The sequence below is a fragment of the Niastella sp. genome (assembly GCF_045805085.1).
Classification (GTDB): Bacteria; Bacteroidota; Bacteroidia; order Chitinophagales; family Chitinophagaceae; genus Niastella.
Map to the genome: position 1 here is coordinate 1 of NZ_JBJMLX010000440.1, position 14,407 is coordinate 14,407.

The following is a 14,407-nucleotide window of genomic DNA, read 5'->3' on the forward strand; positions in this document are numbered from 1 at the left end:
AGATATTCAGACTGCCGTTGTAAGACATTACGTGTTTCTTCACCAACTGGTCTTGCCAGTCAATGTTCGGGTAACGCTCCGCTTCGGCCTGGTTTGCCGGATGCCGGTATTTATCCAGTTCGCCGTATGGCACATAACTATACCAGGAGGATGGAGAAATACCCAATTCCCGTTCAATAGCCTGATCACGCACTTTTATGGCATCATAGGCATCGTATTTACTTGCCAGTTTGGAAGGAACTTTCACGGTAGCGTTGCCGGTAAAACGAATTTCGGCCCTGCCTTCCCTACCACGTTTTGTGGTGATCAGGATAACCCCATTGGCGCCTTTAACGCCAAAAACGGCTGTAGCGGAGGCATCTTTCAAAACGGAAATAGTTTCAACAGAACCAATGTCAACGCTGTTCATCGGACGTTCAATGCCATCTACAAGGATTAGGGGATCGCTGTTATTCCAGGTGCTTTGTCCCCGGATATAGATCTTCGGATCTTCGCCGCCTGGCGTTCCCTGCGTGGCAACGGTTATTACCCCGGGTAAATTTCCCGTTAACGCGGCGCCCAGGCTTGAAACGCCCCCTGCTCTTTGCAGTACATCTCCTTTTACCTGTGAAATGGCGCCTACCAGGCTTTGCTTTTTCTGCCGGCCGTAACCGACCACAATGGTACTATCCAATGACAGGGAAGAAAGCACCAATCTAACGTCTATCCGTTTCCGGCCTTTGACAGCAATTTCCTGCGCTGTATAGCCCACATGGGAAATAACCAGTACAGCTTTTTCATTTACAACAGTGATGGTGAACGTACCATCTGCGTTTGACATAGTGATATTATTGGTACCACTTTCAGCAATGGTCACTTCGCCGAGGGGAAGACCTTTGTCGTCTGTTATTTTCCCGGTTATGATCAATGCAAAGTGGTCGTTTGCAGTTTTGTGGACCTCATCCGCCAGCGAGGGCAGCGAGATCAATGTGAACACCAGCACGTTCAGGGTAATTGCCAGCAGGCTTTTTAAGACAAAGCAAGCCCTGCGAGACAAAAGGTCTCGGTTAAAATTTTCCATATCGTAGTTTAAAGTATTAAATAGGAGTCCGTCTGGCCCCGGCAGCAGTATCGTGCCAGGCCAGCTCAGCATGTCTTAAGCCTTCAATTAATGTGAAGTAGTAATTAAAAAACGATGTGAAGTGATGTTCAGGTAACTTTTTTCATATAGCAGCAGTTAATGGTTAAAAGATAGTTTTGGTATTATGATCGTTAGCGGCTAACAGTATCAGTTCCGGAAAATTTATACAATCGTTACGTTCAAAGTTAGTTAAGCAATAAAAAGATCAAGGGCTCATTTGTGTAAACTTTTCGTTCATATGTTCAGTGGAACGAATTTTTCGCTATTCAAAACTTGTCCAGTCAATTGCTATTTGATTGTTATCCTTCGATAACAAACAGGTTCTGCAAACCCGGTTTAAATTGTAACAAAGAGGCTTTTACCAATTGCCATTCATTGCCGGCAGCAATCGGGATCTCTGCGAGCACCGGGCCGTCAATACCCTGTACCCTTATTTGCAACCTGCCGCCTGCCGGTGAAAGGGCGCGTACAGTAACGGATTTTGGTTTTTTCTTCCCAAAATCTACACTGTTGTATTGTACCCAGGCCCCGGCTGCTTCCAGCACCGTTTTCCAGCCCTGAAATTTACTGGCGGTATCAAGAAAAGAAATGGATGCGCCTTTATCACTTAACCGGCTGTACCGGTCGATCTGTATTTGCGTATTGGCATTTGTTACCCCTATTCCCCTGTAAGTAGGCGTTACTTTTTGTATAGTGCCGTCGGTATTAAAGAACAGGCTGTCGGCCCTGATCGATCTGGCTTTATCGAATGTGGGTGAATAATCGTTATGATGATAAAACAGGTACCATTGATCTTTAAACTGAATAATGGAATGGTGATTGGTCCAGCAACCGGTAGGCGACTCATCCATTATAACGCCTGTTATTTTGAAAGGCCCGAGTGGATTTTTTCCTATCGCATACTCCAGCCGTTCGGTCTTGTTCTCCACATGTGGATAGGTAAGGTAGTAGGTCCCGTTCCGTTCAAACAGGTAAGGACCTTCCTTCAATCCCTTGTTCGGCAATGCTTCCAACACCACGGGATCGGAAGCCAACTCCACCATATTTTCTTTAAGCTTTGCGCAATAGATATTTCCCTGCGACCAGTACAGGTAGGCCTGCCCATCTTTATCAATAAATACATTTGGATCGATGCCCCGCACATGGAGGATGGGTGCAGGCTGTGGAACAAAAGGTCCTTCGGGTTTATCGGCAATGGCCACCCCAACCGTAAACCCGCGTGCATAACTGGTATCTTTTGGCGTGGAAGGAAAATAGAAATAATATTTTCCGTTACGATAAATGCAATCCGGCGCCCACATGCTATAACTGTCCGGCTTAACCCAGGGCACTTTGTTCTGCTGAACGATCATGCCATGATCCGTCCAGTCGGTGAGGTTGGCCGAAGAGAACACATGGTAATCTTCCATACAGAACCAACCAATGCGGCCACGGCCTTCTGTAGCCAGGATGTCATGAGACGGATACACGTAAACCCGGTCCCCAAATACCCGGGCAGAAGGATCGGCGCTGTACTGGTCGCGGATCAGCGGATTTTGTGCATGTAATTGAATGGTAATACTGACAAGCAGCAGATACCGGCATACCATTAAAATATATTTTCGCATAGCGGGAATTTATTTATTGTTCAAATCGTTTACTGCGGCCGATAAAAAAATATAGGAAGCGCAGATATCGATCACCACTTCATTTTCGCCCCATAAAAAAGGCCAGTCTTCCTTGTTCTCCGGAAAATCAGGATGCAGCACCAACAACCCTGGCACCACACCACCAGCGATATAACTGAAATCGGCCCTGTTGTTGCCGTACGTTACTTTTTTGGAGCGTGTACCTACTGCTGAAACAAATGAAAGGTTGTGATAAGGATGACAACCAAAAATATAGTTCAACCCTTTATACACGTATTCAGTACCGATTATATCCGGAAAATAGTTGTGCGCATAATAATTGGTTATTGCCCAATTGATGATGGCGCTGTTTCCACCCCAGCCTCTTGCGGTCATGGGCACTCCATACGGGTTTTGTTTGTTGTAATCATCGCTCATGGTCCTGAACTTCACCACGTAATCACGCAACCTGTTTTGATAATCCTTATCCATATAGGGAATTGCCTGCAATGCTACGGTCATGCCAAACTGTAACGATCTGTCGAGCGTTGGAAAGATCATTTCTTTAAAGCGTGTGGCGTATTGCGCCTCTTTTGTAGCGATAAATAGTTGCAGGGCCGCGGCCATTTCCGTGTTCCTTCTGAAAGCGGCCATAAAGCCTGTATCGCTGCCTGCAGGCTGTCTGGCATTCTCATTCCATAATTGCCGGGCATACAACAAACATTGCTGTGATAAGGTATCGTTGTATCCTTTCAACGCGCGGTGCGCAGCAGCGAGGGCTGCCGCAGTATGATAGTCGAGAAAGGAATTACGATTGGTAAAGGCCCACCTGTCGTCCTTTGTGCCACTGGTCCTTCCATCACTTTGATAAGGCTTCAGGGCGGGGTTATAAGGCAGGTTATCGGTTTCAGTGGAGGCATCACCCAGGTGATGGTATTGATGCAGGTTCGGCACAACAATGCCCCGCACAGGATGACCAATATTTTTTACCTGCGCTACCAGGTTCAGGGAGCCATGCTCTATCTGTTGTAACAGGTCTGGCTTTCCATCGGGGCGATGAATATCCACATACCGCGTTGCCTGATCGATAAAAGTTTCATCGCGGGTTATCTTTAGTTTTTCCCATGCATCAACAAAACTTAAAATGGCGCTGCAATGCGAGCCGGTCTGAATGTCAAAATCACCGGCATCGAACCAGCCGCCCACTGCCAGGCCGGGTATACGCTCGTACGATTTGTATTTTGTATCGGTAACAGGGCCCATGCGGTATCCATCGAAATGCTGATGGTTCACCGGCGCCTGCAAGGCATCGTCTAAAAAGGGAACACCATGCCAGATGCGGTACGCTTCATTTACCTGCATGTGGTCCATTTGCACCGGGAACCATACATCCAGGGTGGGATGCCAGCTGTCCTTGTAGATATCCTGCCCTATCGTAAATACGTTTGTTTTATGATCACCATATTGAATAAAATAAAGGCCCGGTTCTTTCACGGCACTGAAATCGAATTGCACGTAATTATAGCGCAGGTACTGCCCCCATGGTTTTATCTCCCCTTTTAATTTTTCTACAGGCGTGCCGTTACCGGTGATCTGAAAAAGGGAAGCTGATTGTAATGGCGCATCATTTTTGTCGAGCTCAATAACAGCCATTTTTTCCTGCGCCGGCTGGTAACCCACCTGGGAAAAAGCGATCATGGGTGCACGTTTCCAGTTGGGTATAGCATTGGGCTCCAGGTACCAGGTAAGCACTTTTCCGGTTTTACCTGCAGGCAGCAGGCTGCGTACAATGAACCATCCATTCTGGGCCAGGTTACGGCCGTCAAAAAGCATCAAAGGCGCATCGGCCGATTGTATCGTTACCAACCTTTCTGCATCTTCCGGCGCCAGCACGATGGTTTTACCGGTGGCAAGCGGTTGCGGTATTATGAACTCGCCCCTGCCCCTGTCATCAAATGTGGTATATCCTGCAAACTGGGGTATCTTTTGATCAGCCTTTTCGATCATGGTTGAACCGGCCGGATATAAGGGAAAGTTGCCTGCTTTACCGTCGACCAGGTAGCTTTTTTCAAAATAGGCAGTGGGTAAAAATTCCAGGTTAAACCCTGCTTTCCCTTCCAGTTTTGCGGGAACCGGTTTATCGAGGTAAACGCTGATCTCTACGCCATTGTCTTTAGGCATTACCGTTATTCTTGACGTAAAGGCAAATTCATCGTACTTCAACATTACTTCTACGCTGTGCTTTTGCCGGTCAACCTTTCTATCCACCAGCGCAGGAACGAGGTCCCACTGTTCGGGTGTATTTTGTAATCGAACGGCGCCACCGGTGGCGGTCCTTACCCCATGTTGTATCAATTCAATACCGGCCGTCTTTTCGTCGAAGAACATCCCGTTGTACTGGTTGTTAAAAACAAAGATGTTTACGCCGCGCGTTTCAAAATAGCTTGAATCGTTCAATTGCAGCTTTTGCCCAAACGCAAGCGCTGACGCAAGCAACCAGGTAACAGTAAAAATAGGTTTCATGTTGTTAGAAGTTTGCGATATGAAAAAAGTCGAAATCAGCTGATCCGCCGGCTTGTTTTGTAGCATAATTAAATAACCCAAATCTGTATCCCATAAAGTGCGGAAGTGTATAGGTCATCTTTAATAGCGAACCGATCGGCGTCCAGGAATTGCCGTCGAGGCTGTAATAGAAATGAGCGGTGTCTTTACGGTTGGTAAAATCACAGCTTGCTTTTAAATACACTAGTTGCCCGGTAAGCGGCACTGACTGCGCCTCTACAGGACTCCCGGCGCCGGCATTGATCATTACGATGGTTTTACTGCCATTCATGATCTTAACACCCACCTGTCCATAGTTCTTTTGCAACAAACTTAAACCGGCAAAGTCACCTTCTTTCATATTGGATACATCAAGCGCCACAGTGCCTGTACAAACGGGACCAATGGTGCGCTGTGTCAATGTGTTCCTGGCCATTAAGAAGCTGGTATCTACCCGGCCGGCAGTAAGCCGCAGGTAGCCTTTTCTTTTGGTCACTGACCATAGTGTATTATCGGGATTGTGGTTCCATTGCCAAACCAACGGTAAAGCCCGCTCGTCTTTTTTACGATCGAACTCATCCGAAGACACAATACCCGGGATCAATCCGCTGCTGGCAGGCAGATCGAGCGTATCGGGAACTTTGCCCCCGATCCCCAATACCGGCCAGCCATCTTCCCATTTTACCGGAACCAGGTAAGGGATACGACCTACTGCACCAAAATCCCGGAACAAATAGGCATACCAGTTACCTTCTGGCGTATCTATCAATCCGCCCTGCGCCACTCCCAGGTCCTGCAGCCCTACCCTTCCTTCGTATGGACCGGTTATTGCATCCGCCCGGTGAATAACAACGGTTCGCATCCCGCCCTTTGGCCAGGTGATGTTGAACAGGTAATACCTGCCATTTATTTTAAACAACTGGGAACCTTCCGCTAATAACCCATAATTATTTCCCGCAGGCGCGCTTGCATTTTCGATGATCACCTGCTCGGTGGCGCCGGGTTTTACTCCGGAGAGATCGCTGTTCAATTCAATCAATTTCAATTTGCCAGCGCCATAGATCAGATACACGCGTCCGTCATCGTCGAAGAATATAGAATGGTCGTGGTAGGCGGGTTTAAACGAGGTCGCCTTCCAGGGACCTTTTTCAGGATCTTTTGTGGTGTAGATATAGGTTTTACCGGTAGTTTGGGCAAAGGTGGAAACATAGAACATCCCCTTGTGATAGCGGATGCAACTGGCCCACGATCCGCGGCCATAGGTATTTTTCCCATTCTGCAGGTTCAGTTCATCCACATTGGCGAGGGTATCGTATGCATAATTCACCAGTTTCCAGTTTACCAGGTCTTGCGACTTCATGATGGGAACGCCGGGACTCATGTGCATGGTAGTACTGCTCATATAGTACGTGCTGCCTATGCGCACGATTGACATATCGGGCACATCGGCAAAAATAACGGGATTGTGTGCAGCACTTTCTTTCTTTTGGGCTGTTCCCTCCTGCGCTTCTCCGCTGTAACAGATGAACAAGGTAATTATTCCAACAAGCCAATTAAACCGCCTGTACATGGTTGTATTTTTAATATTCGAGAATGATCATTTGAACAATTCCTGGGCAAAATTGTACAGGTTATTCCGCCATACCGGCCAGGCATGTCCGCCGGGATACTCACTGTACTGGTATTTAATATTCATTTCATCAAATTTCGACAGCATGATCTTGCAGTTGCTATAAGCAATATCTTCTTTGCCGCCCATGGCGATCCAGAAACTTTTCAGGTTGTTGTTGATGGTGGCTGCATTGGTTTTCATGAACTCGTATTGCGGACCGGCAAGAGCCGGCTGATTAGCCCACCAGCCGGAGCTGAATACACCGAGGTAAGAAAAAAGGTCGGTATTTTTTATTCCGGCATACAAGGTTTGCAAACCACCCATCGATAAACCGGCCAGGGCCCTGGAAGAAGCATTGGTAGCTGCACGATAGTTTTGTTCTATAAACGGGATAACGTTCTGCTTTAACTCGCCTTCAAATGCTTTTAATGCCTGTTCGTTGAATCCTGCGATCCCGGTGCTGAAATTCCCATCCATCATAACCACCAGCATAGGCTTTGCTTTCCTGGCTGCAATCAGGTTATCCAAAATAAGATCAGTTCGTCCCTGCGTAGCCCAGCCGCTTTCATCTTCGCCACCTCCGTGTAAAAGATATAACACCGGGTATTTTTCATTGGTAGTTATATCGTAACCGGGCGGCGTGTAAATAAACAGCCGGCGCCACGTATTGGTAGTTGCGGAATAGTATCTTTTTATTCTTATATCGCCATGCGGCACCTCCTTCACAGCATAATAGCCGCCTCCCCGAAAAGGGATCTCAATGCCACTGGCCATACGGCCCATGCCATAGAATGTTTCACTGGCCGGGTCTGCCAGGGCAACGCCGTCTATCAGTAAAGAATAATAATGAAACCCTTCGCTAATGGAATCGGTAGTAACGGCCCAGTATCCACCGGTATCCTTCGCCAGGTCATACTTCTTAACCAGGTCTATCTGCACTTTTTGCGCATTGGGCGCTTTGACCCGGAAAACAACCCGGTTATCGGGAAGAATCTGCGGGTAACCGGCCGATCTTACATTTGTAGCGGCAGGTGTTCCCAAAACAGTATATTTCATAAAGGTGGAACTATCCACCGGTTTAAACAGGAATTGGGAAAACATATACAGGCCGTTTTTCCAAACCTTGAAATCATGTACACCTGGTTCTATGTAATAAATGTGCGGAACATTGTGCTCATACAGGTAATCGTGGGTGCGTTTGCTGAATGTGATGAGTCTGTCGTTATCGCCGCAGGAGATCCATAACAACTTCAGTTGCTTTTTTGCTGCTTCAGGATCGGGCACCAGTTGTTCCGGCGTTTTAGTATTGGGGGCAGAAGAAAAACCACCCACCCAGGCAAATTTGTCAAGGTTGCCTAACCCAAAATTCAGCGATTGTCCGCCGCCCATTGACAATCCCGCTATAGCACGGTGTTCGCGGTCGGTCAGTACGGGGTAATTTTTTTCGATAAAAGGGATCAGATCGTTCAGCAGGTCCTTTTCAAAATCAGCAAATGCCTGCACTTTATCAGGCGCCATGATATTGCCGGTGGCGCGGTCGTCTTTCATGGCCCTTCCATTGGGCATTACTACTATCATGGGTACAATTCTGCCTGCAGCATACAGATTATCGAGGATCACTTGTGGCTTTCCGCCATTCAACCATTCCTTCTCATCCCCGCCTATACCATGCAGCAGGTATAAAACCGGGTACTTTTTCTTTTTTGAAAAACCGGGTGGCGTATAAATGAGTGATCTTCGGGTAGTCCCCACGGTTTTTGAGGCATAACTGATGGTATCGATCTTTCCATGTGGAATATCGGCACGTAATGAATCGAAACCCGCCGGCGCCTGTTTAACCAGCTCCTGTGAACTGGCAGATGAAACACTCAGGAAGAGGATGGCTATGGCAAACAATATTTGTTTCATATGATAATTTTCTTGTTAAGACTGAACTGCTTATTTTGTTATAACACCTGCTTTGATCTGAGTAAAGGAATGCGGTGGAAACGTATAGGTAAGCTGCTTTCCCCTGGTGTCCACCATTTTTTTAACGGGTACATACTGATCCTGTTTATCGAATTCATATACCTCGTTCAAGGAAGCACCTGCAATCAAACTGGCTTCCGCTTTGCCGGCAAAGTTTCCCGAAGTGGTTACCATGTCGGCAGTTATCGCTTTCTCTTTGTGGCGGTTCACCACGTTGATGAAAACAGTGTTTGTTTCTTTAGCGTAGGTAGTGGTAACATCCAGATAAGGAATGTCGCTGAATTTTGGCGTGTTGAACGTGTCGCAGGAAACATGCGTGTCTACGGAAATTCCCCGGCAGTTGTTCGAGAATGCTTTGAAAATATAAAACAACGGTGTTTTAAAAGTTCCCTTCTTTGTGTCACTGCCCAGCAGCGAGGTAAGGAGGGTAAAATTCGCCATCTTAACCACATTCGCATGGCGCAGGAAAGAATTAAAGCACTGTGCAACCGGCAGTACAGATAATGTATTGCGCGACATAAGTCCCCACTCGTCTACCGAAATATAAATTGGTTTTTTGAACCCGTTTTTTACCCGTGCTGTTTCTATCTGCGCTGCCGGTACTTTGATCTTTTCTTCAAAATCCATAGCGCTTTGTCCCATGTAAGCATAGTAATCATCGGATCTTTCCCAATACCGGTGTATGGATAAATAATCGATCTTATCGCCCAGTCCTTCAAGCACTTTGCGGTTCCAGTCTACCCATATTCCCGACGGTTCATAGTAAGAAGAACCGGATGCCACCAATTTGATGGTGCTATCCACTGACTTCATGGCTTTTGCCGCTTCCCTTCCGGTTTTTACATAATCCTCTGCTGTTTTGTAACCCAGTTCCCATGGATAGCCGTCTACTTCATTACCAAGGTCCCACAATTTAACATGGTATGGTTCTTTATGTCCGTTCCTGGCACGAAGGTCTGAATAATAAGTTCCCCCAGGATAGTTGCAGTATTCAAGCCAGTAAACGGCATCTTTGATATCGCCGAGACCCAGGTTAACACAAACCACATTTTCACTGCCTATTGTTTTATTCAATGCCATCCATTCATCCGTCCCCATGTGATTGTTGTCTATACCGCCCCATGCCAGATTAATGCGGGCCGGACGTTGATCTTTGGGACCAATCCCATCCTGCCAGTTATACCCCATTAAAAAATTCCCGCCTGGCCAGCGCATGTTGGTGATCTTTAATTCCTTCATGGCTTCCATATAATTTTTCTTAAAGCCATTGTCATCCGCCAGTGGTGAGAAAGGGTCGTATAAAGTTCCATACAGCGTATTGAACTGCACAGAATCGGGCAAACCAAATCTTTTGCCGTTAAACTGAATAGGTTCCATAAACACCCCGTAGATGCGGGGGTCAATGTCGCCAATGCTTCTTTCTAGATCAATTTTTATGGTTGCGTTTTGCGCAGCAAGCAATGTTGGCAAAACAATCAATAATGTGAAAAGTGTTTTTTTCATTTGAGATAGGTTTATATAAGATGAGATCGTGTATCCCTTTCGCTTTGCTTACGGTGCAATCGAGACCTTCAAGACCTTTAAGTCTTTTTCTGCAGAACTGTTACCATATAATAATTCATACTCACCGGCCGCTACTGTCATTTTCCCATAATTGGTATCATAAAACTCAAATGCTGCAGGCGGCAGGTTGATAACCGCCGTTGCGGTTTTGCTCGCAGGAACAGTTATTCTTTTAAATCCCCTCAGGGTTTTAAGCGGTCCGTCGCTATCGCCTGTTTTCCGCACGTACACCTGTACGATCTCCCTTCCGTTGCTTTTACCAGTATTGGTTACAGGGATGGAAAGCGTTATGTTTTCATTGTTGCTGATCTCTGTTTTGCTGAGTTGCGCAGTACCTATAGAGAAGGTGGTATAACTTAAGCCAAATCCAAACGGAAAAAGCGGGTCACTCATGTAGCGGTACGTTCTTCCTTTCATGGAATAATCTTCAAAACCGGCCAGCTGCATGGTATCCTTATAGAAGGTAATGGGCAATTTACCCGAAGGATTGTAATCGCCAAAAAGCACATCAGCAACAGCCTGTCCTCCGGATTCTCCGCCATACCAGGCCTGCAGAATGGCGTCGCAGCTTTCGGTTTCGGGCACCAACCCGATGGCAGAGCCTGAGCAATTGACAAAAATTACTTTTTTACCCGCCGCTTTCAATGCTTTCAAACAATTGCGTTGTACTTCGGGCAATTGAATATCCGTACGATCGCCGCCTTTAAACCCGGGATACGATACGGGCATTTCCTCCCCTTCCAGTAAGGTAGAAAGGCCGCCGACAAATACAACTTCATCAATTCCTTTGAGTTTATTGATAAGGCCGCTAAAGTCGATATCTACTTCTTTACCAAAATCAAATTCGATATTTGCCTGCCAGTTATTCAACTGGGCAAACCGTACTTCTATTTTATATTTTTTGCCACTCTCTACTTTGTAGGGAACTCTTGAAAGCAGGGTACGCCAGTTATTGGTCCTTCTTACCATTGTTCCGTTTACATACAATTGCATGGAACCTGTTGCCCCGCACTTAAACACTATTTCTTCTGTACTGGCCGCAACAAACTCCGTTTCATACAAGGCTGAAAAATTTTCGAGTTGAACACCCGAGGCAAATTCATGTTGGCCGGCAGTGGTCAGTTTTAACGGATTGGCTATTTGTTCGGTAATAACCCGATCACCTGTCATTTCGCGGTTGTTCCAGTACGTGGCTTTAAACCCTTTTTTACCGTCGATGGAACATTGTGAAAAATAGCTTTGCGTTACCTTGTTCTCTACCAGGTCGCATGCCTTATCATACAACACACTGTTGTCCGGCATTTTAGATCGGATGCCATGGAGAATATCGATCGTTCTAACCGGCTTCCCGTTATAGTTTCCCCAAAGCACAGGATCGTTATCGGCATTAGGCCCAATGACAGCTATTTTTTTTGCGGTCTTTTTTAAAGGAAGGATATTATTCCTGTTCTGAAGCAATGTCATCGATTCCTGCGCCATCTCCAGGGCCAGCTTTCTATGCGCCTCATTATTGACGATCGTCATCGGAATGGCTGCCCAGGGAACTAATGCATCATCATCCATATCGCCCAGATCGAAACGCCCTGTCAACACGCGCAGCAGGTGTTTGTCGATCTCTTTTTCGCTGATCAATCCTCTCGATACGGCCTCCGGCAGACTTTTAAATGCATAGCCTTCCCATACACATTCTACATCGGTGCCTGCCAAAGCGCCTTTTGCAGAAGCATGTACGGCATCGGACGATACTTTATGGCTGGTAAAAAAATCAGTGATGGCGCCGCAATCGGAAACCACTACATATTTAAAACCCCAATTATCGCGCAGGATGGTTTGTAACAACCGGTTGTTGCCGCAACAGGGCTCATCATCCAATCGCTGGTAAGCACACATCACCTCGCGTACATCGGCATCCATCACCAGCGATTTAAATGCAGGCAGGTAAGTTTCGTACAGATCACGGGGCCTTACCTGGTAAAGATTTAGTGTATGCCTGCTCCATTCAGGACCAGAATGCACGGCATAATGCTTGGCGCAGGCCAAGAGCTTGCGGTATTTTGCATCGGCGGGGCCCTGCAGGCCCTTCACTACAGCTACGCCCATCCGCGAAGTGAGGTACGGATCTTCGCCATAGGTTTCCTGGCCACGGCCCCAGCGGGGATCGCGGAAGATGTTGACATTGGGTGTCCAAACGGAAAGACTGAGAAAACGCCGGTTTTCCTTTCCACTTCGGATGGCCTCATGATATTTGGCACGTACTTCATCTGACGTAGCATCAAAAACTTTATATACCAGCGAATCGTCGAATGAAGCAGCCATGCCAACTGGTTCGGGAAAAACGGTAACATTATCATTGTTGGCCAGGCCATGTAATGCCTCACTCCACCAATTGAATTTTTTTATGCCCAGCCTGGGTATCGCCGGCGATTGATCGAACATTAATGAGGCTTTTTCTTCCAAAGTCAATCGGGCTATCAGATCTTTGGCCCTTTCTTCTGAAGGCAGGTTTGGGTTCTGATAAGGCAATTTTTGCGCAAAGCCGCTTATTGATAAAAACAAGGCTGCTGCCATTGCGATACCGGTACCAGTTGTTTTATATGATTTCATTTTTACTATTCAAGCATTTTTTATGATCTATATACTTACTATTATTATTGAGCAACAAGTGTAACGATTGCGCCCGCTGTTGTTGGCATATCATACAACCACGTTTCTTTTAATTCAGGGACATTTACCGTTGCCCGTGGCGACAACAAGGGTTCAGGTGTTTCTTCGGTTCCATAAAAAGGATTCCTGTTTGGCCCGGTCGCTTTTGTCAGGGCCTTACCATTAGTGAATTGCAGCGGATTGGGCGAACGCAGACGAAGAGAGCCGCCTATATTGGACTTTATCACCAGTTTTACCAGCTTCCCATTGTTCCATTCCATATCCTGTATTTCAAAACCTCCTCTTGCGCGCAATCCTTTAACGCTGCCTGCCTGCCATACATCGGGAAATGCAGGCAACAAATGCACCGCACCATCAGCGCTTTGCATCAGCATTTCGGTAATGCCCGAGGTACAACCAAAGTTGCCATCGATCTGAAAAGGCGGATGTGCATCGAAGAGGTTGTTATAGGTGCCACCTCCTTCCTTATTAACGCCCAATGGCGTTAGCTGATTCTGAATTAATGTGTAGGCATGATTGCCATCGAGCATTCTTGCCCACCAGTTTATTTTCCAGCCCATGCTCCACCCGGTACTTACATCTCCGCGTTGCAAAAGCGTGTTTTTAGCTGCACTGTATAATGCCGGCGTGCGGTACGGAGATATTTGATTGGAAGGGAACAAACCGTACAGGTGTGAGATATGACGGTGATGGTCGTTGGGATCATCGATGTCTTCCAGCCATTCCTGCAATTGCCCGTATTGTCCTATATGCATGGGCGACAAACGGCTACGCATCCGCTTCAGGGTATCTGAAAACGCCGCATCTTTTTGTACTATTTCCGCCGCCCTGATGGTGGCACTGAAGATGTCGAAGACGATCTGGTTGTCCATAGTAGTTCCCGCATCGAATGAAGAACCGCCATGTGCGGCCGGCGCATTTTCAGGAGAGGTGCCGGGGTTTACCACCAGCCAATGGTATTTGGGATGTTCTGTTAAATAATCCACATAAAACGCGGCGGCGCCTTTCAGAATAGGGTACACGGATGCGAGGAACTTTTTATCGCCGCTATACAGGTAATGTTCCCACAGGTGCTGGCTGCACCACGCTCCGCCTGCGCTCCATATTCCCCAGAAAATGGGGTCAACAGGACCGGTTATACGCCAGAGATCCGTATTGTGATGCGCCATCCATCCCCTGGCGCCATACATGATGCGGGCTGTCTCCTGCCCCGCTTCCGACATGTCTTTAACCATATGCAAAAAAGGTTCATGCAGTTCTGCCAGGTTGGTTTTTTCAGCCGGCCAGTAATTCATTTGGGCATTGATGTTAATGGTGTATTTACTGTCCCAT

At 46.9% G+C, this 14,407-nt stretch carries 8 protein-coding genes; all 8 read right to left on the reverse strand.

Going from position 1 to position 14,407, the window contains the following annotated elements; translation table 11 throughout:
• A partial coding sequence (locus ACJ751_RS23225) for a TonB-dependent receptor plug domain-containing protein (protein WP_407747924.1) occupies nucleotides 1-1,036 on the reverse strand: 1,036 nt, incomplete at its 3' end.
• 383 nt (nucleotides 1,037-1,419) lie between these two features.
• Entirely contained in the window at nucleotides 1,420-2,727 is a 1,308-nt protein-coding gene (locus tag ACJ751_RS23230; RefSeq protein ID WP_407747925.1) for a family 43 glycosylhydrolase, read from the reverse strand.
• Nucleotides 2,728-2,736: 9 nt separating this feature from the next.
• A complete protein-coding gene (locus tag ACJ751_RS23235) occupies nucleotides 2,737-5,250 on the reverse strand; it encodes a glycoside hydrolase family 9 protein (protein ID WP_407747926.1) in 2,514 nt (837 codons plus the stop codon).
• Between the two features lie 4 nt (nucleotides 5,251-5,254).
• Nucleotides 5,255-6,838, reverse strand: a complete 1,584-nt coding sequence (locus ACJ751_RS23240; RefSeq protein WP_407747927.1) for a glycoside hydrolase 43 family protein — start codon at nucleotides 6,836-6,838, stop codon at nucleotides 5,255-5,257.
• 27 nt (nucleotides 6,839-6,865) lie between these two features.
• Nucleotides 6,866-8,788, reverse strand: coding sequence for an alpha/beta hydrolase-fold protein (locus ACJ751_RS23245; RefSeq protein ID WP_407747928.1), 1,923 nt, complete (start codon nucleotides 8,786-8,788; stop codon nucleotides 6,866-6,868).
• Nucleotides 8,789-8,818: 30 nt separating this feature from the next.
• Nucleotides 8,819-10,351: an alpha-L-arabinofuranosidase C-terminal domain-containing protein gene (locus ACJ751_RS23250; protein ID WP_407747929.1), complete on the reverse strand. Its 1,533-nt coding sequence runs from the start codon at nucleotides 10,349-10,351 to the stop codon at nucleotides 8,819-8,821.
• Between the two features lie 48 nt (nucleotides 10,352-10,399).
• A complete protein-coding gene (gene xyl3A, locus ACJ751_RS23255; RefSeq protein WP_407747930.1) occupies nucleotides 10,400-13,015 on the reverse strand; it encodes a xylan 1,4-beta-xylosidase in 2,616 nt (871 codons plus the stop codon).
• A gap of 44 nt (nucleotides 13,016-13,059) precedes the next feature.
• Nucleotides 13,060-14,407 (reverse strand): glycosyl hydrolase family 95 catalytic domain-containing protein (locus ACJ751_RS23260; protein ID WP_407747931.1); only part of this gene is annotated, 1,348 nt, incomplete at its 5' end.